The following is a 20,841-nucleotide window of genomic DNA, read 5'->3' on the forward strand; positions in this document are numbered from 1 at the left end:
CCCCCGTAGTACGGGTATGGGAATTAACGTCGCGAGAATGCCCAGCCACAGCACCATTGCCGGCGTCCACGCGGTATTGCCTCCGTATCGATATACCCAGGAGGAGGTCACCAGCGCCCTGCTGGACCTGCCCGGATACGCCGAGTCCGAGGACGTGGTGCGGGCGCTGCACAAGAGCGCGAAGGTGAACAGCCGGTATCTGGTGCTGCCGCTCGAGGAATACGCTCGGCTCGACGATTTCGGCACGAGCAACAGCCTGTTCATCGAGCACGCAACCGAACTGGGCTGCGCCGCACTGTCCGGGGCCTTGGACGATGCGGGGCTGCGCCCTCAGGACGTCGACCTGATCATCACCACTACCGTCACCGGCGCCGCGGTCCCGTCGCTGGACGCCCGGATCGCCGGGCGCCTCGGCCTTCGGCCGGACGTGCGCCGCATCCCGATCTTCGGGCTGGGTTGTGTGGCCGGTGCCGCCGGCATCGCCCGGCTCAACGACTATCTGCGCGGTGCGCCCGACAAGGTAGCGGTCCTGGTGTCGGTGGAATTGTGTTCGCTGACGCGCAAACACCATCCCTCCATGCCGACGCTGGTGGCCGGTGCGCTGTTCGGTGACGGTGCCGCCGCGGTCGTGGCGGTCTGCGAGGAACGGGCCCGCCGACTCAACTCGACCGGACCCGATGTGCTGGACTCACGCAGTCATCTCTACCCAGATTCGTTGCATGCCATGGGCTGGGACATCGGTTCAGCAGGTTTCGAGATCGTGCTCAGCGCCGAGGTTCCGGGCTTCGTGGGGCGCTACCTGGGCGATGACGTGACCGGATTCCTTGGTGGGCACGGCCTTTCCGTTGACGATGTATCCGCCTGGGTCAGCCATCCGGGCGGGCCGAAGGTGATCGAGGCGATCATCGAAACCCTCGGATTGCCTGAGGACGCACTTGATCTCACCTGGCAGTCACTCGCCGACGTCGGCAACCTGTCGTCGTCCTCGGTGCTGCACGTCCTGCGCGATACCATCCGCAAACGGCCGGAGTCGGATACGCCCGGGGTGCTGATGGCCATGGGTCCGGGTTTCTGCTCGGAACTCGTCCTGCTGCGCTGGCGCTGATGACTGTCAAGAGATTCACCGAGCTGATCGTTCTCGTGGCCGCTGAGCGGGTCTTCGAGCTGGTGGTGTCCAAACGCAACCTGCAGTGGAGTAAAGCCCACGGCGGCAAGGAATTCGGGGCGAGCCACTATCCAGTGATGGTGGCGCTGCACAGCGGGCTGCTGGTGGGGGCGGTGCTGGAGGCCCGCAGGCGCAGGCCGTCGGCCATACTCGGCCGGGTCATGGTGGGGGTCGTACTCGCTGCTCAGGCGTTGCGCTGGTGGTGCATCACCACGCTGGGCCGGCAGTGGAACACCCGGGTTGTGGTGGTGCCCGGCGCTGCGCGCGTAGTCGACGGTCCGTACCGGTTGCTGCCGCACCCGAACTACGTGGCAGTGGTCACCGAGGGGGCCGCTTTGCCGTTGGCCGGCGGCGCTTGGATCACCGCTCTGGTGTTCACTGTGGCCAACGCTGCATTGCTGCGAACTCGGATCCGCGTGGAAAATGAAGCGTTGCAAGGCTTGACGTGATTGATCTGCTTGTTGCAGGTGGCGGCCCGGCCGGGCTGGCCACGGCGGTCCACGCCGCGCGCGCCGGGCTGGAGGTCGTGGTCGTGGAACGCCGCCATGGCCCGATCGACAAGGCCTGCGGTGAGGGCCTGATGCCGCACTCCGTACGGCAGTTGCAACGCCTTGGCGCTCAGATGAATGACCGGTCCTACCGTCCTTTTTACGGCATTCGGTACCTCGACGGGCACCGCATTGCCGAGGCCAGGTTCCGCGACGGAGCCGGGCACGGGGTGCGTCGCACGGTGCTGCACGCCGCGCTGTCGAAAGCGGCATCGGAAGCCGGGGTCCGGGTGGTCCACGGTGAGGTGGGTCCGGTGACCCAGGACTCGACATCGGTGAGCGCGGCCGGTTTTCGCGCCCGCTACCTGGCGGCTGCCGATGGTCTGCATTCGCCGGTCCGACGCTCGCTCGGGCTCAGCGGCGTTGAGGGCAGGCGACGCCGCTGGGGAATTCGGCGTCATGTCCAGATCGCCCCGTGGTCGGATTGCGTCGAGGTGTACTGGGGGCCCGACGCCGAGGCGTACGTGACGCCGGTCGGTGAGAGCTGTGTCGGGATAGTGATCCTGACCTCGGATCGCGGCGGCTTCGATCAGCACCTGGCGGAATTTCCGATGCTGGTCGAGCGGATCAACGGCCTTGAGCACGGCCAGGACCGGGCCGCCGGACCGCTGCGGCAGAAGGTCCGCAACCGCACCGCGGGCCGGGTGTTGTTGGTCGGTGACGCGGCAGGCTACGTGGATGCGCTGACCGGGGAGGGGATGGGCCTGGCCTTCGGCGCCGCCGAACTTCTGGTGGGGTGTGTGCGGGCCGACCGGCCCGGTGACTACGACCGGCAGTGGCGCGCGTTGACCCGTCGCTATCGGTTGCTGACCGCAGCCCTGTTGCACGGCAGCGGTTTTGGACCGGTACGGTCCTGCATCACCCCGGTGTCGGCGGCGTTGCCGTCGATATTTGCTCAGGTGGTGAATGCGCTGGGGGAGTAGGCCGGACCAGGTTGCCGAGGTATTCCAACAACCGCATTCCGTGGAACACCAGCAGCGCGGCGATGGAGCCCAGCGCGATCCCGGTGAACGTCAATGAGCCGAGCTGCCAGGTGAAGTCGGCGATCCCGATGATCAGTGGGATGGCGGCGGTCATCTGGTTGACGGGCTTGGAGAAATCCACGTGATTGGTCAGCCAGATCCGCACGCCCAGAATGCCGACCAGGCCGTAGAGCACAATCGTCGCTCCGCCCAGTACACCCGGCGGGATGGCCGAGATCGCCGCACCGACCTTGGGGCACAACGACAATGCGATCGCCACCGTCGCGGCCACCCAGTATGCCGCGGTCGAGTAGACCCGGGTGGCCGCCATCACCCCGATGTTCTCGGCATAGGTGGTGGTGGCCGAACCGCCACCGGCGCCGGCCAGCACGGTGGCCACCCCGTCGGCCGCCAGCGCCCGGCCGATCATCGGATCGAGGTCGGTGCCGGTCATCTGTCCCACCGACTTGACGTGGCCGATGTTCTCGGCCACCAGTGCGATCACCGCGGGTAGGAACAGCGGTAGCACTGCCAGACTGAACTCCGGCGTGTGGAACTCGGGCAGTCCCAGCCACGGCGCAGCCGCGATCGCCGTGGTGTCTACGTCGCCGAAGGCCAACGCCAGCAGATACCCGATCACCACAGCGCCGAAGATTGCCAGCCTGCCGATCAACCCTTTGAAGAAAGCCAGCGTGGCGACCAGCAACACCAATGTCACCAATCCGATCAGCGGTCCCTTCTCGAAATTGGCCTTGGCCGCCGGGGCCAGATTGAAGCCGATCAGCGCGACGATCGCCCCGGTCACCACCGGTGGCAGGGTCAGGTCGATCCACCGGGTTCCGATCACGTGCACCACCGCGCCGATGAGGATCAGCAGTAACCCGACGGCGATCAAACCGCCCAGCGCGCTACCGGTTCCATGCGCTGCCACGGCCGCGGTCACCGGGGCGATCACCGAGAAACTCGACCCCAGATAGCTCGGTAACCGGTTGCCGGTGATGAGCAGGAACAGAATGGTCCCGACCCCGGAGAACAGCAGCGTGGTGGAGGGCGGAAAGCCGGTGAGCACCGGGACCAGGAACGTGGCGCCGAACATGGCCACGACGTGCTGGGCGCCGATGCCGATGGTGCTGGCCCAATCGAGCCGTTCCCCGGGGGCGACGACGAAGTCGTCATCGGTGCGGGTCTCGACGTACTTCCAACTCAGCAGGGTCACGCACTATCTATATGCGTCGAATGGCCAGTTGTGCCACGTTTGCCGCGAGAATCCGGGTCATAACTGGCCACGCGGATGAAAGAAGACGCCTTCCGCGCGGACCGTGACACCGTCTGGGGTTGCGAGGTGCCCGATGGCGAACGTCTTCGCGCCCTCGACGCGGTCGATGTGGGCCTCCGCGCGGATGGGGCCCAGTCGAGTACCCGCTTCATAGCGAATCGTGAGGGTTCCGGTAACCGCGGGTCGTCCTGGCTTGTGGGCGGTGGCACCGAGAATGTGGTCGAGAAGGAGGGCGCAGATTCCACCGTGTACATGGCCGGCGGGTCCTTCGTAGGCCGCGCCGAGTGTCACGTCGGCCCAGACTCGGCCGTCAGGTTCATGGTGAACCAGCAATGGGGGAGCCAGGGCATTGCGCAATCCGATGACTGCATTTCCCCACGCGAGGGATTGCCCGTCGGTAGCTGGTTGGATACCGAAAGAACCTGGTATCAGTGATTGGCTGAGTTCGTCGACCGCCGCGTCGATCTTCGCCTTCGCAGACGTGATGGCGTCGAGATCTGCCTGGCTACGAATGGTCGCATCGACGAGTCGGCGAACGGAATCGGTGAGAGAGGCGTAAAGCGCTTCTGGAACTTCGGTTTCGCTTTCTACGGACATAGCTTTACCCCGTTATCGGATCGAGCTGACGGTCAGCGAAGCCCCCGTAATCCCCGCGATAGAAAAGCAGAGGCAGCCCGCCGTGGGCTTCCAGTGCCGTGACATGACTGACCACGGTGGTGTTCTCGAGTCCCATCGGTCTCCGTCCTCGTGTGATGTCGTCTCCCAGATTCGTTGAGGCAGCTACCACGGGCAAGGGAGTATCCCGGCCAGCGGGTGACACCGAGTGGCCTGTGACCTGGATTGTTACGCTTGCTCAGTGGGAGACTCCGAGCCAACAGCCAAGCCAGCACTCGCTGCGACGAGCTGGGCGCTGCTCGGAATGTTGTCGTATGACACCGAACTGTCCGGCTACGACATCCGCAAGTGGATCCACTGGAGCATGCGCTTTTACTACGGCAGCCCGGCCTACAGCCAGATCTACTCCGAGCTGAAGAAGCTGGAGAAGCTGGGTTTTCTGACCTCTCGGGTCGATGGCACCGGCACGCGGAACCGCCGCCTGTACAAGATCACCGAGAGCGGCCTCGACGCCGTCACCCGATGGGCACGGGAGTCCCCGGTCGAGCCGCCGTCACTAAAGCACCCCGCAATATTGCGAGTGACGCTGGGGCATCTCAGCGATCCGGTCGCGCTCAAGAAGATGCTTCAGGAACACCTTTCCTATGTCGACGGCATGCGGCACGATGCCGCCAAGGAGGCTCGGTGGGCTGCGGCAGATCCGTCATGGGCATACGCCAAAATTGCCTTGGCCTGGGCGGAACACTATTACGAGTCCGAGCGAGAGCTCATCTTGAAACTGATCAAGGATCTCGACGAGGCGGAGGCGACGTTCCCGAAGGTCGGTGAGGGCGGGAAGGTCCCGTGGCCCGAGGCCGCCTACTGGTATGAGATCGAAAGGAAAGCCGACGCCGAAGACGTCGACTGACCTACTTCCCCGCGGCGTCGCGTGCAGCGACGTAGCCGTAGACGAGGCCCTGCGCGATGGTCGCGCCGGCACCCGGGTAGGTGCTGCCAAATGCGTTGGCCGCGGTGTTGCCGATGGCATACAGCCCGTCGATGACGGTGCCGTCTTCACGCAGCACGCGGGCGTGGTCGTCAGCGCGGAGGCCGCCGCAGGTGCCTAGATCGCTGAGCACCATCTTGACCGCATAGAACGGTCCGTTGACCAGTGGGCGCAGGTTCGGGCTGGGGGTGATCGTGGGATCACCGTAGTAACGGTCATAGGCGCTGCGACCCCGATCGAAGTCGGGATCCTCGCCGGCAGAGGCATTCTCGTTGAAGCGCGCTGCGCTGGCAGTGAAGCTGTCTGCCGGCACTTGCATCTTGGTCGCAAGCTCCTTGAAACTGCCTGCCCGGACGGCGATTCCGGCGTCATACCAGGCCTGTGGGATGGGCATGCGCGGGAACAGCTCTGCGGCGAAGAGGTAGCTGTTGCGGTACTGCTGGTCGAAGACGATCCACATGCTTTCCACCGGGGTACCAACATCTTCGAGATGCAGCACGCGTTGGCCGAAGCTCATGTAGTCGGCTGATTCGTTGGCGAATCGCTGACCGTCCTGATTGACGATGAAGGACCCCGGCAGCGATCGCTCAGCCAACATCACCGCAGGGGCCGCTCCCGGCAGCGGCGCTACGGCGGGGAACCACCACGATTGGTCCATCAACGCGATGTCGGCTCCAACATCCTGACCGATCCGAATGGCGTCACCTGTGTTGGATTCCGCACCCAGGCTGAGATTGCTGCCGAGGGATTCGGATTGGAACTTCCAGCGCATGTCCATGTCGTGATCGAAGCCGCCGGCGGCGAGCACAACACCGCGTCGGGCGGTGACGGTGAAGCTCTTTTCTCCGTGCGTGACAACGGCCCCGGTGACTCGGTCACCGTCGGCGACGAGTTGGGTGAGTGACGTATCGAGCCAGATCGGGATCCCGGCGCGAATTGCCCCGGCGAACAATCCGGCGGCCAGTGCCTGACCCCCTGCGGCGTAACGCCTTCCGAGCGCCAGACCGCCAACTCCCTGCGCGAGTCGTTTGACGACGGTGGGCAGTCCCTTGCGTGGCACCCGGCTCATCAAGTTCAACCAGCGGTAGTCAGCACCGGTAGTCGGCATCGGGATCTTGACCTCCATGACCCCGGGCCGCAGGTCAGGTAGGTATTCGCCAAGGATCGCGGTGTTGAGCGGGCGGCATTCGCACGTCCGTCCGGCCGCCGATCCGCCCGGCGCCTCGGGGTGATAGTCGGAGTATTCCTTCGCCCAGAACAGTTTCATCGGCGTGGTGCGGCGCAACATGTCGACCGTCGCCGGCAGGTTGTCCAAATATGCGGCGGAACGTTCCTGCGGCGCCGAATCCGCGACTACTGCATCCAAATAGGTGTGGGCCCGATGCGCGGGATCGTTGCCGCCACATTCCTCGATCACCGGGCTGGCAGGCAGCCACAGGGCGCCACCGGATCGAGCCGTCGAACCGCCCACGTAGGAGGACTTCTCGACGACGAGTACCGACAAGCCCTGCTCGTGGGCTGCCAGTGCGGCGGCGAGTCCGGTACCGGACCCGATGATGAGAAGGTCTACTTCCGCGTCGTCAACGGTCAATCCGGCGGGAATGGTCTTGTGGCTGGTGGCGGTCACGGTCGTCGACGATAGGGCGGCGACCGGCGATGTTGATTCTGATGTCCTGTTCAGTGGACCACCGACCTTCCCGTCGACCCGTACTCGCAGTTCAATGGGGCATACAGCCCAGAAAATCCATTGATCGAAGGACGGACCGCAACATGACGACGCACTCAGATGCCGACGAAATTCGGTTGATCGAGGCCGGTTCGGTACCCACCAGATTCGCCCGCGGTTGGCATTGTGTGGGGCTGATCCGTGATTTCGGTGATGGAGAACCGCATCAGATCAACGCTTTCGGGCAGAAGCTGGTGGTGTTCCGCGGCGAGGACGGCGCCACCAACGTGCTTGACGGGTACTGCCGGCATATGGGCGGCGATCTGTCGCAGGGCACGGTCAAGGGCAACGAGATCGCGTGTCCGTTCCATGACTGGCGTTGGGGTGGAGATGGCCGGTGCAAGATGGTGCCGTACAGCAAGCGCACTCCGCGGTTGGCGCGTACTGCAGCGTGGCCCACGCTGGAACAGGACGGCATGCTGTTCGTCTGGAATGACCCCGAGCGCAAAGCGCCGCCGACGGACGTCACGATTCCTCGCATCGAGGGTGCCACCAGCGACGCCTGGACCGATTGGCACTGGTACACCACCGTGGTCAACACCAACTGTCGCGAGATCATCGACAACGTGGTCGACATGGCCCACTTCTTCTACATCCATGGATCACTTCCGACTCACTTCAAGAACATCTTCGAAGGCCATGTCGCGACCCAGTACATGAAGAGCGCCGGTCGGCCCGACGTTGGAGATCCAGAGGGCGCCAAGCTGCTTGGCACGACGTCGCTCGCGTCGTACCACGGACCCTCATTCATGATTGACGATCTGACCTACCACTACCAGGAATTTGATCAGCGAACCGTGCTGATCAACTGCCACTATCCGATCGACGCCAATTCCTTTGTGCTCCAGTACGGCATCGTGGTCGAGAAGAATGCCGCCATGCCCGAAGAACTTGCCATGGAGACCGCTATCGCGCTCGGCGACTTCGTCAAGATGGGGTTCGAACAGGACGTCGAGATCTGGCGCAACAAGACCCGGATCGACAATCCGCTTCTGGTCGAGGAAGACGGGCCGGTGTATCAGCTGAGGCGTTGGTATGAGCAGTTCTACGTCGATGTGGCTGAAGTCTCGCCGGACATGGTGGACCGCTTTGAGTTTGAGCTCGATACCACCCGACCGACCGAGGCGTGGATGAAGGAAGTGGAGGCCAATCTGGCTGCCCGCACCGCCGCACCCGGGCCGGTGGGATGACGATGACTGTCCGCCCGGACAATCGTCTCGACGACGCACCGATGGCGCCCGTGATGTGCGGGCGCTGCGGTGCCGGCGTGCAGGTACGCAAAAGCAGCTGGAACCAGACCAGCGTTCAATGGAACGGCACTGCGTTGAGTCGTTGCGAGGAGCGCTGTACAGCAGCCCAGTTGGCTGGGAACGGTGGACGCGGGTTGTTTCTCGCCTGCTCGGCCTTGGGCGAGTCCATCGTCGATGCGGTGGGTTCCGGAGCGCTCCGCGTGGTCGATGAGAAGTCGTGACGTTCGGGAACCGTCAACTATTTCTTCAGGAGGCTGACGGTACGGGTGAGTCGTTCTGACAGTTCCGTAAGAGCGATGCGCCGCTGAGCGAATGCGGCGACATTGGACATCCAGACGTCAGAGAGCACTTCGGCAGCTCCGATTTCCCGCGGCGGCGATGTGGCGCCGCCGGCGGCCTCGATGAAGATCCGGACCGTCTGCCGGCGGACCAGGTCAGCCTGGGTCGCAGCGGTGCCGTCGGCGTACAGATAAGGGCGAATCATGGCCTCGGCAAACTGCGGTGAGGAGCAGAGCCTGCCGGTGAGCGCCAGGGAGACGTGCAGCAAACGCTGAAACGGATCTGTATCGCTTGTACCGCAACGATACTCAGTCTCGAAATCCCACAGCCATTCATAGAAACATGCGAGCAGCAGGTCGTCCTTCGATGGGAAATATTGGTACACAGTGCTGGCCGACATGCCTGCCGTCGCGGCAACTGAACGGATCTGGCATGCATCGTAGCCCCGGAGGGCCAGTGACATCGCGGCGCGGACGATCCGCTCACGACGGGCCATTCGGCCGGCTGTGAGTTCTGCTGTTCCCAAGCATGATTCGTGAGCCAAGAGGTGAAACGTCTTCTCCGCTTTCAACTCAGATGCTCTCACGGTGGCAACACTAGGTTCGGCTCAGGCGATTGACCACCCGTGCTCTCGCTCACCGGGCAGTCGAAACCGGATTTCATCGGCGACATATGTTGCACTGCAAAGTGTCCCAGCCGCCGAGCCATGGCGCAACGACTGGGGCACCACGGTGTGTCCTAAGTGGACGACACTGGCATGATCGGAATCTTCTTCATTGCGCTGGCGCGGGGGTCTGGCGCGGCAGCCGCGGCTGCGTGGTTCTCTTCTCCTCTCGTGTAGGTCCAGACGCAGAAAGGCTCGCCTTCGGCGAACTTGAAGTCTTTGGGTGGAAGGTTGATGGCGAGATTGCAGCCTGGGAAGAATGGGGCTGAGATACGTTGCTCGAAGGTGCAATTCATCCATGCCCGCGCCGGAGGGTAGAGCCCCTCATCTGTGTACTTCTGGAGCACCTCGCACCGACGCATGTTCAGGACGACGTGATCGGGGTTGTAGACGATGTACTCGCCGCCGTAGCCCAAAGTTCCGTCGATGCTCAGTACCGCCAGCTTGAGGAAGTCGACGACGTGCACAGGCTCGATCTTGAAGACCTTCGCAAGTTTCGGGTACTGGTAGTCGATGATGAGTTGGTACATGTCGGGCAGGCCGAGCCAGACGTCTTCCTCAGGGATGATCTTCGTCCACTGGTCGATGAAGTAGTTGTGGCCCTTGAGGTATTGGTCCCAGTAGGTCTTGATCAATCGGATCAACGCCGGCTTTGTCAGGTCTTCGGTCTGAACGTCGAAGGGGATGGCCTGGTACTGGGCGTTCTTCCAGTCCCAGCCCGGAGGGGCGATGAAGCGTCCCATCGGCATCACCTGGCGCATTCCTGCCCGGGATACCTCGGCGGCCACGTCCATGGCGGCATTGATGCCGACCTTCTCTGAGTAAATCTTGACGTGTGCGTAGGGCATGAAGTTCAGGACGTCTTCGAACACCCGGGCCAGGCCGAGAAGAAAGTCGCGCGAGAAGTCTTGGATATTTCCGACCTTGCCCATGAAGTCGTGGGTGTAGTCGTCGTAGTTGAGTTCCTCGCCCTCAGCGGTGAGTTCGTCGGTTTCGATTGTCACGGGTTCCTCCTCGGTGGCTACGACCTGTTTGGTGTCAGAATCTGCCCATGTGGCAGAATCTGACAAGTCGAAGCTAATGGCGGACGCCCAAGGGGTGCTGGCCGATTCCCGGTCATCGGGAGGTGCGTCGAGCTGTGAGACCTAGCGGGCGCTCACCGCCGATATGATCGATTGTGCTGTTAAGGAGGGGGAATCGCAGATGGAGAAGGTCAGCAAGCCGGTGACGCTGACCGAGCGGCGCGCCGAGGAGCTTCGATTGGATATCGCGCTGGCCGCGCGTGATCTCTTCCTCGAGGAAGGTTCGACCTCGGTTACCGTGGATCGAATCTGTTCCGCGGCGGGCATCGCTCCCCGCACGTTTCACCGGCACTTTCCGGTGAAGGAGGATGTGGTCCTGCCGTTGTTCCGCCGTTTCGGCACCCTGAGCGTCGACATGCTCGCCCACGCTGCTCCGGAACGCAATGCGGTCGAGGCGTTGGTCGAGGCGTTCAGCACCGAAGTCCCCAAGCGGGGGACGGTCGAATTTGACCGCACGTTCATGGCATTGGTGCTCAACAACCCCCAGTACCGGCTGCGCTGGTTGGACTGGGGGCAGGACCTCATCGGCCCGATTACCGAGTTCTTCGCTGCCCGGTTTGACCTCGGTAACGACCCGAGTACGCGAGAATTACCAGCACAGTTGGTAATTCAAGTATGCAGACACGCATATGTGCGCTGGGTCGCGGACGGCAACTTCGCCGGTCTGCGAGCCGCGTTGCAGGTTGGTATGCAAATGGTTGTTGCGGGGGCACTGCCGATTCTGTCCAAACAGGGCTGACCCACGGTTTATGTGGACGGAAATCGGTTAACTACCAAAGATTTCCAACGGACCCACATACGCACGGTTGGCCTTGATGCGTTCGGTGATACGCCAACGACCATCGCCGTCTCGCCGCCAGGTGTCGTGGTAGTCGCCCAATGTGTAGAAGCGCGTCGACGGATCGGCGGCAGAGTTCAGGTGGACGTCGCGGATGTAGGCCTTGCTGGCTGCGGTGTTGCCGGCAACATCGATGACGATGTTGCCGATGAGATGCTGAGTGGGGCCACAGCTGTCGAGGAATCCGCGAATCATGGTGATGATCGCAGTGCTTCCTGCGAGGCGCCCGGTTCCGAAGTCGCCTTCGGCGTCATCAGCGAGGATCTCGGCCATCGTGGCCCAGTCACGATCGTCCATGGCGCGGGCGAAGAGGTTTAGGGCCCGTTCTATGTCGCGCTCATCGCATAACCCTTGCAGGCGGTCGGGATCCATGCACGTCTTCCTTTCGCCGCTCAGGCGTGCGCACCGCCATCGACACGGATCTCGGTGCCGGTGATGAACGCGCCGTCATCGGAGGCGACCATGGCAATGACCGATGCTACTGCGCCCGGGTCCCCGAGGATTTCGCTTTCGGTACCGTGCAGCAACGGGGTCTGCTTAGCCCACAGTCCGAGGTCGTATCCCTCCGGCATCTTGTCAAGAGTGCTGTTGGCCAGAGCCGTTGACACCCCGCCGGGCTGGATGTTGACCGCACGCAGACCTTGCTTCGAGTACTCCAGTGCCAGTGAGTGAGTGAAGCTGAGTATGCCGCCCTTACTCGCTGCATATGCCGCCATGTAGGGGTGTGCGAACGTCGCGGCGGTGGACGTGAAGTTCACGACGACGCCTCGTCCCGATTCCAGCAGAGCCGGCAGCGCCTGTCGGGTCATCAGAAAGGTGCCGGTGAGATTGACCGCCAGGGTGCGGTTCCAGTCATCAAGCGTGGTCTCGTGGGTATGCGAACACGATTGCATAGCAGCCACATTGACCAGTACCTCCAGGCCGCCCAACTTGGCCACCGCCTCGTCCACTCCCGCGATGACGTCGTCTTCGCGGGAGATGTCGAGCACGGCGGTGGTGAGTCGCTTGGCGGTACCGGCGACTTCAGCAGCAGCGGCCGTCGCGGCCAGGCCGTCGGCAGAGATGTCGTAGGCCACCACCGTCGCACCCTCATCGAGCAGGCGCGCCACCGTGGCCGCGCCGATACCCGACCCGGCGCCGGTGACGATCACACGACGATCTGAGAAACGGTTCATCAGCTACCCCCTTCGAGATCAGGCGAGTTGGAATGCAGAGATCGGAGCCTCGTCCGGATAGCTGCTGGGACCTCCGAGGTCGTAGCCGGCGTTCAGTGCCCCGATGAACTGTGGATCGTGCAGCGGTTCGCCGGGCACGTCGAGCTTGATGCCCTTGCTCTTGAGATCGTCGACCATCATGCCGATCGCCCGTTCGATCGTGATGTCGTCGGAGCCGTCCATGTTCTTCTTGAGTTCCTCGTAGTCGGAGAACACCTCGGCCGACCAGTGGACGAGGAACCGCAACTCGTCGGTGTGATGGCGGGCGATGACATCTTCACCGTTCTTCAACAGCCACTGGTTGCGATCTGCCGGGTCGCCGGTGAACACGGTGTCGAATGCCAGTCCGGCTGGAACCTGTTGATCCAGTGGGCCGTTGGCCTCTCCGCGGTGAACCATCATCTCGTTCTGGACGACGACTGCGCGGTTGTCGATTGGGGGTAGCACCCGCGCGGGCGGCTTGAGCGGGCCGTTGGGCCAGTAGGTGAAGCCGGAGCCCTCATCCAGGGAGAACCAGGTGATCACCTGGGCCATCTTGATCAGGTAATCGGTGAACAGGCCGGACTTGCCCATCACGCTGCACAACCAGGTGGGCGCATTCTCGTGGCGCACACCGCGGAAGCTGGGGGAGTCCAAGTGGCCGGGATCGCGGTTGGCGCACGGACCGTTGATGTTGAACAGCATCATCTCGGGCTTGGCGTACTCGGCATTCCAGTAGCCCTTGGCGTGCTCGATGAAGGCGGCGTTGTAGAAGCAGTCATGCAGTTCGGGATAGAGCACGGTGCCGTAGTTGGCGAGGAACCCTCGGAACGTCGGCGTGAGGAACAGGTCAAGAGACGGTGTGAAACCCTCCGGGAAGGCACCGCTCATGGTGGCCATCAACTCGTCCGCCGAGGCGAAGTGCTGAGCGATGATGAGCTTCCATGGCCCCTGGGTGTGTGCGACGTCGAGAAGTCTCTGCTTTTGGTCGTCGGTGTATACGTCCGTGATCTCCCGCGGAGGCGCGGCGGGGCGCAGGATGTCGGACAGCTCGAGGCGCCGTTCATCGGTCAGCATTGTCGTCTCCTAAAAGGCATTCCATGATCTCGCTGGTGCGAGTCTGGTGGCACCGCGAGACATCGAAAGTGACGGTGACCGCTGATCGGGAGACCAATTCAAGGCGCCACCAGCAAACGCCGGCGCCTGCAGTTACTCGGAGCCTGTTGCTGGGCTGCGGGGAACCGTCGTTGCGCGGCACACCAGCGTCACAAGCGAGTCGATCTCCTCCCGGGTCAGTGCTCGTCCGTCGAACAGAAAGACGGACACGGCCGGCGCTAGCATCATCTGGAGCACGATGGCCGGATCCACATCAGGACTACCTCGCGGTCGGCGTCGCACTCGACCGGAAGCGACAACGCACGGACGAGCGCGTGAGGTACTCGGTATCTAGCCCGACCTTACGGTCGGGAACCCTCGAGACGACAGGAACTCTCGGTGCCACTACGGCTGGGCGGACGCTGACAGTCAGATAGGGACCAGACGGGGTCACCGCTCAAAACTGAATTGGGTGTGCAAACTTGGCCTGCAGCAAAGCACCTACTTCGGCCAAGGCCAACCGCCCGCGCGCGGTGGCGTCGGAGCGCATCAGAAAGCCGTGGTACATACCGGGATACCGGGTCACGGTGGTTTGCACACCCGCGTCTCGCAGACGACCGGCATAGCGCTCGCCCCAATCCCGGATCGGGTCGCACTCCCCGGTGACGACGATCGCCGCCGGAAGGCGGCTCAGGTCGGTCGCATACGCCGGAACCTGATACGTGTTGTGCGGCGATCCGCTGCTGCCGTCCACCAATTCGTGCATGTAGACGATGTCTTCGTGGCGCAGCAGCGGTGCATCGGGCATGGCGACGATCGACGCGGCGCCCATGTCCCGATCCAGGCCGGGGTAGAGCAGCACCTGGGCGCAAATCGATGGACCGGCCCGGTCGCGGGCCGCCAATGCCACTGCGGCAGCCAGTGATCCGCCGGCACTGTCGCCGACAACCGCCAGGCGGTCGGCGTCGAGGTCGAGGTGGCCGGCGTGGCCGGCAATCCATTCAGTGGCCGCGTAGGCATCATCGAACTGTGCCGGTGGCGGCGATTCCGGTGCCAGCCGGTAGTCGACAGCCGCGACAGCGGCGCCGCTGGCGCATGCCAGTTCACGTGCGAGGGGCTCGAACGAGTGGTTGGAGCCCATCACCAGCCCACCGCCGTGCAGGTACACGAGCACGGGCGGACGAATCTCAGCCGTGGGTCGATACAGCCGCACCGGAATCGGTCCGGCCGGACCCGGCACCGTCACGTCGTCGATGCCGGCCATGGGCGGCATATCGGGCCGCGGTGCGGCCTCGATACCGGCGCGTACGGCCGCCAGGCCCCGGTCTCCCATGGGCGTCATCTCACCGAATGATGCCACCCGTGCGGCGGCGTCGGGATCGAGTGGTGGATAGACCATTTCAGTTCTTTGCCGGGTCGAATCGGCGCTGGGTGCGCAGACGGGGAGGCTCTTGGCCGCTCAAGACGCGAGCCCGTTCCACCATGGCCGACCCGACATAGTCTGGTTGGGTGAGCAGGTAGAACCGGCCTTCGGCGGCCTGGTCGAAGACCACCTCTGCTGCGGCCAGCGGGTCCATTGCCTCGGCTTTGATGTCGAGCATCGCCGTGCGTTGTCCTTCGGCCGCGCCGGTGTCCCCCGAGTCCACCCCGCCTGCGGATTCGAAGATGCTCGACACCACAGCGCCCGGCAGGACGGCCTGGACGTGCACGTGGTGGTCATGGCCGGCGGATTGCACTTCCAGATCCAGGCATTCGGTCAGTGCGAGTACCGCGTGCTTGCTCATGATGTACGGCGCCTGCAACGGAACCACAGCGACACCGCCGATCGATGACAGATTCCATACCCACGCCGGGGCGTCGGTGGCCATCATCTTGGGCAGGAATGCTCTGATGCCGTGGAAGACGCCGCTGACGTTGATGTCGACAACACGTTGCCAATTCGATACCGGGATGTCCCACAGATACCCGAACTGCTCGATGCCGGCATTGTTGACCAATAGTCGCACCGGCCCGAGGTCGCGACAGACCTCGTCGGCCAGTGCCTGTACCGCGTCTGCGTCACGAACATCGCAGACCACGTCCCTCGCCGATCCGCCTGCGGCGTTGATTTCTTCGCGGAGGCCCGCGATGGCCTCGGCGTTGATGTCGACCAACACCACCGTCATACCCAACCGGCTGGCATACCGGGCCAGGCCGGCGCCGATTCCGGCGCCGGCCCCCGTGATGACGGCGACGCCGCCGCCGAAGATTTCTCGGGCGCTCACGCGGATTGCGCCGCCGCGGCCTTGGCGGTGTGCTCGGCGAGCGGCACCGAGTCCTCGGCGTCGAGGATCACGTTTAGCGAGGTGAACACCAGTCCGTCGTCCGAGCGTCGGATCCCGGCATCGACGACTCCACTGGACACCGCGAACGGCACATTGTTGGTGATCTGGTTGACGAACAGATAGAAGCGGACAGTGGTGACCTCGCCGTCGGTTCCGGTGCGGAACACGTTCGTCGCGTGATGACGGCACGGGTACGGGTTCTCGTTGCGATGCTCGATGAGCCAGGCCAATGTTTCGGCCTTGCCGTGCAACTCGGCCGCCAGCAGATGCTCGAACGGGCACGCGCCGGAATCGGAGCGGCTCAAGTACTCCATCTCGTCGGCAAGGCGGATGTCCAGCTCGTCGAAGTGGCCCTGGTCGTAGTGGTACCAGAAACCGGAGATGAATTCCTGGACGTCAGGCAGGGTGATCTCGTTGCTCATGTCAGGCAGTCAACCCGGGTTGTGGCGCCGGTAACAGGACCCGTGACCGGTCAGCGGAACACGGCCTGCTCATCATCGGCAATGAGTGCCCAGAGCTGTCGTCCGCCTGCCGCAACGGCTGCTCTGGCCACCTGGCCATCCCAGAAGCGCACCGAGCCGTACTCGGAGCGCCAGGCCAGAGCGGCGCGGGTGTACTCGTGCAGCCGATGCTCGTGGGTCGTGCCGATCGCACCGTGCACTTGGTGCGCGTTGCGGGTCACGACCGAGGCGGCATGGCCGGCGCAGGACCGGGCCGTGGCGATCTGGAAGTCGAGATGCGCTGCTGCCCAACCGGTTCGAATAGCAGTGTCGAGCGCAGCTTCGGTCGCGGCACGGGCGAGCGCGGACTCTGCGGCGGCATCGGAGATCAAATTCTGGATCGCTTGAAATTTCGCCAACGGCCGTCCGAACTGGACACGTGAAGCCACGTGCTCGACGGACATCGCCACCGCACGATCGAGCGCCGCGCAGACTTGGATCGCCCGTGTCATCGCCGACTTCCAGCGAAGCTGGCTCACCAACTCGGCGGACACCGGGTGTCCCTCAAGGTGCTCGGTGTCGAGGGTGATCGTGTCGCGCGGCTCACCGATCAGGTTTGTCCCCGTGCTGATGGACACGTCTGAGGTATCGAGCTCGGTGAGCCGGTACCCGTCGCCACTGGGCAACAGCACGACGATCCGGTCGGCCTCGCCGGCCCACGGGACAGGCGCGGCGGCATCGCCGCTGCGCGGTGCCACGTACACCGTTCGGATGGCATCGTCGGCCGGTTGGCCGGCGGCATCCAACAACCAGCACGCCAGCAGGTCGTGTTCGGCGAGGGGGATCCGCACGCCGTGACGAACTGCGGCACTGAGCAACTCGGCGGCCTCGTGCCAGCCCGCACCGCTGCCGCCGGATTCCTCTGCTCCGGTGAGACGAACCAGTCCGAGGGAGGCGAGGCGTTTCCAGAGGGTGCGGTCACTGGTGATGCGCTCGCCGGGGCCGACGGGTGGGCGGTCCTGACGGTAATCGGCGAAGACCTCGTCCATCATGGTCACCAGAGCGGGATCCACCGTACTCATCGCAAACCCAATCCCCGCGCGATAACACCGCGCAGCACTTCGTTGGTACCGCCGCGCAACGTGAAGCCGGGGCGCTGGTCCACTGCGGTGGCCACCAGTTGAGCCCACTGCGCCTCCGGTACAGCCTCGTCTCCGGTCTGCCGGTCGGCGAAGTCGGCGATGTCGCCCTCGACCGTGGTGCCGAGAACCTTGACGATGGCGGCCGGCACATCCGGACTCTCACCGCGTTGCAGTGCGCCGGCCACCGCGGTCGACATGTGATGCAGGCCGGCGACGCGGGCGATCAGGCGTCCCAGTTCGGCGTCGGGTGACCCATGTTGTGCGGAAGCAGCGCGACTGAGGAGGGGGAACGTGGACAGGAAGCGTTCGGGGCCGCTGCGTTCAAAGCTCAGCTCGGACGTCACCTGTGTCCAGCCCTGGCCGATCGCTCCGAAGACCATGGCATCGGGGATGAACACCTCGTCGAGGACCACCTCGTTGAAGTGGTGTCCGTCGTTCATCGAGATGATGGGACGGACATCCACCCCCGGGGCGCGCAGGTCGACGATGAACTGACTCAGCCCGGCATGGCGATGTGCGGGATCCACCGGTTCGGTGCGGGCCAGCACGATGAACGCGTGAGCGCGGTGAGCTCCCGACGTCCAGACCTTGGTGCCGGTGATGGACCAGCCACCCTCGACCCGCACTGCACGCGTGCGCACGCTGGCGAGATCTGAACCCGAATCCGGCTCGCTCATCCCGATTCCGAAGAAACACTCACCACGCACGATGCGCGGCAGGAATTCTGACTTCTGTTCTTCGGTACCGTACTTCAGCAGCGAGGGCACGATCTGGCGGTCGGCGATCCAGTGTGCGGCGACCGGGGCACCTGCGGCCAGCAGTTCCTCGGTCACCACGAACCGCTCGTGGAAAGAGCGGCCATGACCGCCGTAGTGCACGGGAACTGTCATGCCCAGCCAGCCACGTTGCGCCAACGAGGTGGTGAAGTTTTCGTCCCATCCGCACAACCATGCGTCGACTGATGGTGTGAACGCCCCGGCGGCCAATTGCTCGGCCAGGTATTCGCGTACCTCGTCACGCAGAGCGGTCAGGTGCGAGCCGGTCACGCGGTTCGCCACTTCGCGATGCGCTGTTGGTGCTCGGTATCGTGGTGGGCCAGCGGTTGCATGGCGGCAGCCATGGAGAGCGTGGACTCCAGGGATCCGGTTGTCGATTCCTGCAGCAGTCGCTTGGCCATCCGCAGCGCATGCGCAGGGTTCACCGCGATCCGATCGGCCAACGCACGTGCTTCGGGCATGAGGTCTTCGTGTGGCACGACCCGGCTGACCAGGCCCCACTCCTGTGCGGTGGTCGCATTGATCCGCTCGCCGGTGAAGGTCAGCTCCGCGGCCCGGGCGTAGCCGACGGCGCGAGGAAGGAACCAGGTACCGCCGTCACCCGGGATCAGCCCGAGCTGGACAAAGCTTTCGGCGAAAGATGCGCGTTCGGAGGCGATTCGGATATCGCACATCATCGCCAGGTCGCACCCGGCGCCGATGGCTGCGCCGTTGACCGCGGCGATGAGCGGAACTTCCAAGCGTCCGAGCGCGCGTGGAATCCGTTGGATGCCATCGATGTAGGCCCGCCGTTGGTCGATCGCGTCCAGGCCGAACATGCCCTGTCGATCGGCCATCTCCTTGACGTTGCCGCCGGCGGAGAAGATCTTGCCGGCACCGGTGAGGATGACGGCGCAGACTGTGTTGTCGCAGTTGGCTGCATCGACCTGGGTTTCGAACGCGGCGATGACGTCCTTGCCGGTGATGGCGTTGCCGACGTCGGGCAAGTTGATCGTCCAGAGTTGAACCGGACCGTCGGTGCGGATGTCCAGCGGTGAACTCACACGCGCTCCTTGAGCTGAAGAGATTTGGTCTGCAGGTATTCCTCGAAGCCGAACCGTCCCAGTTCGCGGCCGATCCCGGACTTCTTGTAACCGCCGAACGGGGCGGCCGGGTTGTAGGCCCCGCCGTTGATGTCGAGCTGACCGGTCTGTACCTGCCGGGCGAATGCGATGGCCTCATCGTCGCCGGCGGCCCACACCGCACCGGAAAGCCCGTATGGCGTGCCGTTGGCGATGCGCAATGCATCGTCGGCGTCGGAGTAGGGGATCACGGCCAACACGGGACCGAATACTTCTTCCTGACCGAGTTCGGAGTCCGGGTCGACGTCGGCGAAGACCGTTGGGGCGATGAAGAACCCAGTGTCGCGGACCGGATCGGCGCCGCCGACCAGGAGCCGGGCGCCGTCACGCTGGGCGCGCTCGATGAAACCACGCACCGTCTCGAACTGCGACTGCGACGCCGACGGGCCGATGCGGGTAGCGGGATCCCGCGGGTCGCCGACGGTATAGCGGGACACAGCGGCCTCGATCAGATCCAAGGCCTCGCCGTAGCGGCTCTGCGGCACCAGCATCCGCGTCCACGCCATGCAAGTCTGGCCACCGTTGAGGAATGCGTTGGCCACCCCGACCTTCACTGCGGTGGTGAGGTCGGCACCGTCGAGGATGACGTTCGCCGACTTGCCGCCGAGTTCCAGCGCGACCTTCTTGATCGACTGGCCGGCGAGTTCCCCGACGCGGGCGCCAACCCCGGTGGAGCCGGTGAACGAGACGAAGTCGACGTCTGGGTGCGATGCGAGCCGCTCGCCGATGACCCGGCCCGGCCCGGAGACGACGTTGATTGTTCCGGGTGGCAGGCCCGCCTCCTCGCAGGCTTCGACGAACGCGAACACCGACAGGGGGGCTTCGTTGCTGGGTTTGAGCACGACGGTGCATCCCGCGGCGATGGCCGGCAGTACCTTGGCGACCACCTGATACAGGGGGTAGTTCCACGGCGTGATGGCCCCGACGACGCCGTAAGGCTCCCGCAAGATCAACGAATTGCCGATGCGCTCTTCGAAGTCGAATGTGTCCAGGACGTCGGCGAAGCCTTTGGCCACCGCCAGCGGCACCTGCGTCTGCACCGTCTGGGCGATGCGCACCGGTGCACCCATCTCGGCGGTGATGAGATCGGCAATGTCGGGTAGCCGCTTCTCCATCGCGGCGATCACCCGCTGCAGCCGGTCCCGCCGTTCGGCAACGGTGACAGAGGGATCGAACGCGCGGCGGGCCGCGGCAATGGCGGCGTCGACATCGGCGGCATTGCCATTGGGTACGTAGCCGATCACCGCTCCGGTGGACGGGTCGACGACTTCGATGGCACCGTCGCCCGAGGGCGTGGCCCATCGGCCGTCGATGAACAGTGTGTCGTGTTCGTATGTGGGCACGGTCATCCTTGGTGTGT

General features: G+C 64.2%; 22 protein-coding genes. 7 read left to right on the plus strand and 15 right to left on the minus strand.

Translation table 11 applies throughout. The annotated features are described in order from the left end of the window. Window positions 1-37: 37 nt before the first annotated feature. From HBE63_RS29625 to HBE63_RS29635, 3 genes are read left to right on the plus strand one after another with little or no spacing between them, the layout of a single operon-like run. Window positions 38-1,105, plus strand: a complete 1,068-nt coding sequence (locus HBE63_RS29625) for a type III polyketide synthase (RefSeq protein ID WP_243858370.1) — start codon at window positions 38-40, stop codon at window positions 1,103-1,105. Then, entirely contained in the window at window positions 1,105-1,614 is a 510-nt protein-coding gene (locus tag HBE63_RS29630; RefSeq protein WP_166908639.1) for an isoprenylcysteine carboxyl methyltransferase family protein, read from the plus strand. The genes HBE63_RS29625 and HBE63_RS29630 overlap by 1 nt, the downstream gene beginning before the upstream one ends. After that, complete coding sequence (locus HBE63_RS29635; RefSeq protein WP_166908641.1) at window positions 1,611-2,636, plus strand: NAD(P)/FAD-dependent oxidoreductase; 1,026 nt, start codon at window positions 1,611-1,613, stop codon at window positions 2,634-2,636. The genes HBE63_RS29630 and HBE63_RS29635 overlap by 4 nt, the downstream gene beginning before the upstream one ends. On the opposite strand, the gene HBE63_RS29640 is transcribed toward HBE63_RS29635, so the two are convergent. Both HBE63_RS29640 and HBE63_RS29645 read right to left on the minus strand, forming a co-directional pair. Further along, window positions 2,572-3,891, minus strand: coding sequence for a uracil-xanthine permease family protein (locus HBE63_RS29640; protein ID WP_243858371.1), 1,320 nt, complete (start codon window positions 3,889-3,891; stop codon window positions 2,572-2,574). The two genes, HBE63_RS29635 and HBE63_RS29640, sit on opposite strands and share 65 nt — an antisense overlap. A 57-nt stretch (window positions 3,892-3,948) precedes the next feature. Beyond that, window positions 3,949-4,548, minus strand: a complete 600-nt coding sequence (locus HBE63_RS29645) for a PaaI family thioesterase (RefSeq protein ID WP_166908643.1) — start codon at window positions 4,546-4,548, stop codon at window positions 3,949-3,951. A gap of 259 nt (window positions 4,549-4,807) precedes the next feature. On the opposite strand from HBE63_RS29645, the gene HBE63_RS29655 reads away from it, so the two are divergent. Next, entirely contained in the window at window positions 4,808-5,473 is a 666-nt protein-coding gene (locus HBE63_RS29655) for a PadR family transcriptional regulator (RefSeq protein ID WP_243858372.1), read from the plus strand. A 1-nt stretch (window position 5,474) separates the two neighbouring features. On the opposite strand, the gene HBE63_RS29660 is transcribed toward HBE63_RS29655, so the two are convergent. Continuing rightward, on the minus strand, window positions 5,475-7,178 hold the full coding sequence (locus tag HBE63_RS29660; RefSeq protein WP_166908645.1) for a 3-ketosteroid-delta-1-dehydrogenase: 1,704 nt from the start codon (window positions 7,176-7,178) through the stop codon (window positions 5,475-5,477). Between the two features lie 143 nt (window positions 7,179-7,321). Between HBE63_RS29660 and HBE63_RS29665 the strand changes: the two genes are divergently transcribed. Together HBE63_RS29665 and HBE63_RS29670 are read left to right on the plus strand one after the other, a co-directional pair. Beyond that, complete coding sequence (locus HBE63_RS29665) at window positions 7,322-8,467, plus strand: Rieske 2Fe-2S domain-containing protein (RefSeq protein WP_166908647.1); 1,146 nt, start codon at window positions 7,322-7,324, stop codon at window positions 8,465-8,467. Window positions 8,468-8,469: 2 nt separating this feature from the next. Further along, on the plus strand, window positions 8,470-8,748 hold the full coding sequence (locus tag HBE63_RS29670) for a ferredoxin (protein WP_166908649.1): 279 nt from the start codon (window positions 8,470-8,472) through the stop codon (window positions 8,746-8,748). Window positions 8,749-8,765: 17 nt separating this feature from the next. Here HBE63_RS29670 and HBE63_RS29675 read toward each other — a convergent pair whose 3' ends face one another. Both HBE63_RS29675 and HBE63_RS29680 read right to left on the minus strand, forming a co-directional pair. After that, on the minus strand, window positions 8,766-9,392 hold the full coding sequence (locus HBE63_RS29675; RefSeq protein WP_166908651.1) for a TetR family transcriptional regulator: 627 nt from the start codon (window positions 9,390-9,392) through the stop codon (window positions 8,766-8,768). A gap of 152 nt (window positions 9,393-9,544) precedes the next feature. Next, on the minus strand, window positions 9,545-10,474 hold the full coding sequence (locus HBE63_RS29680) for a hypothetical protein (protein ID WP_166908653.1): 930 nt from the start codon (window positions 10,472-10,474) through the stop codon (window positions 9,545-9,547). Between the two features lie 199 nt (window positions 10,475-10,673). Between HBE63_RS29680 and HBE63_RS29685 the strand changes: the two genes are divergently transcribed. After that, window positions 10,674-11,291: a TetR/AcrR family transcriptional regulator gene (locus HBE63_RS29685; RefSeq protein WP_166908655.1), complete on the plus strand. Its 618-nt coding sequence runs from the start codon at window positions 10,674-10,676 to the stop codon at window positions 11,289-11,291. Window positions 11,292-11,318: 27 nt separating this feature from the next. On the opposite strand, the gene HBE63_RS29690 is transcribed toward HBE63_RS29685, so the two are convergent. The 10 genes from HBE63_RS29690 to HBE63_RS29735 all read right to left on the minus strand — a co-directional run bounded on the left by HBE63_RS29690 (window position 11,319) and on the right by HBE63_RS29735 (window position 20,830). Then, entirely contained in the window at window positions 11,319-11,762 is a 444-nt protein-coding gene (locus HBE63_RS29690; protein ID WP_208301251.1) for a nuclear transport factor 2 family protein, read from the minus strand. Between the two features lie 20 nt (window positions 11,763-11,782). Continuing rightward, window positions 11,783-12,565, minus strand: coding sequence for an SDR family NAD(P)-dependent oxidoreductase (locus HBE63_RS29695; RefSeq protein ID WP_166908657.1), 783 nt, complete (start codon window positions 12,563-12,565; stop codon window positions 11,783-11,785). Between the two features lie 18 nt (window positions 12,566-12,583). Next, on the minus strand, window positions 12,584-13,660 hold the full coding sequence (locus HBE63_RS29700; RefSeq protein WP_166908659.1) for a hypothetical protein: 1,077 nt from the start codon (window positions 13,658-13,660) through the stop codon (window positions 12,584-12,586). A gap of 475 nt (window positions 13,661-14,135) precedes the next feature. After that, entirely contained in the window at window positions 14,136-15,077 is a 942-nt protein-coding gene (locus HBE63_RS29705) for an alpha/beta hydrolase (protein WP_166908661.1), read from the minus strand. 1 nt (window position 15,078) lies between these two features. After that, window positions 15,079-15,942, minus strand: a complete 864-nt coding sequence (locus HBE63_RS29710; RefSeq protein ID WP_166908663.1) for an SDR family NAD(P)-dependent oxidoreductase — start codon at window positions 15,940-15,942, stop codon at window positions 15,079-15,081. Next, window positions 15,939-16,424, minus strand: coding sequence for a polyketide cyclase (locus HBE63_RS29715; protein WP_166908665.1), 486 nt, complete (start codon window positions 16,422-16,424; stop codon window positions 15,939-15,941). The genes HBE63_RS29710 and HBE63_RS29715 overlap by 4 nt, the downstream gene beginning before the upstream one ends. Before the next feature lie 50 nt (window positions 16,425-16,474). Beyond that, complete coding sequence (locus HBE63_RS29720; protein ID WP_166908666.1) at window positions 16,475-17,524, minus strand: acyl-CoA dehydrogenase family protein; 1,050 nt, start codon at window positions 17,522-17,524, stop codon at window positions 16,475-16,477. Next, a complete protein-coding gene (locus tag HBE63_RS29725; RefSeq protein ID WP_243858373.1) occupies window positions 17,521-18,630 on the minus strand; it encodes an acyl-CoA dehydrogenase family protein in 1,110 nt (369 codons plus the stop codon). The genes HBE63_RS29720 and HBE63_RS29725 overlap by 4 nt, the downstream gene beginning before the upstream one ends. Further along, a complete protein-coding gene (locus HBE63_RS29730; RefSeq protein ID WP_166908671.1) occupies window positions 18,627-19,403 on the minus strand; it encodes a crotonase/enoyl-CoA hydratase family protein in 777 nt (258 codons plus the stop codon). Before HBE63_RS29730 ends, HBE63_RS29725 begins: the two co-directional genes overlap by 4 nt. Beyond that, window positions 19,400-20,830, minus strand: coding sequence for an aldehyde dehydrogenase family protein (locus HBE63_RS29735; RefSeq protein ID WP_166908673.1), 1,431 nt, complete (start codon window positions 20,828-20,830; stop codon window positions 19,400-19,402). The genes HBE63_RS29730 and HBE63_RS29735 overlap by 4 nt, the downstream gene beginning before the upstream one ends. Window positions 20,831-20,841: the final 11 nt, after the last annotated feature.

Source organism: Mycobacterium sp. DL440 (assembly GCF_011745145.1).
Classification (GTDB): domain Bacteria; phylum Actinomycetota; class Actinomycetes; order Mycobacteriales; family Mycobacteriaceae; genus Mycobacterium.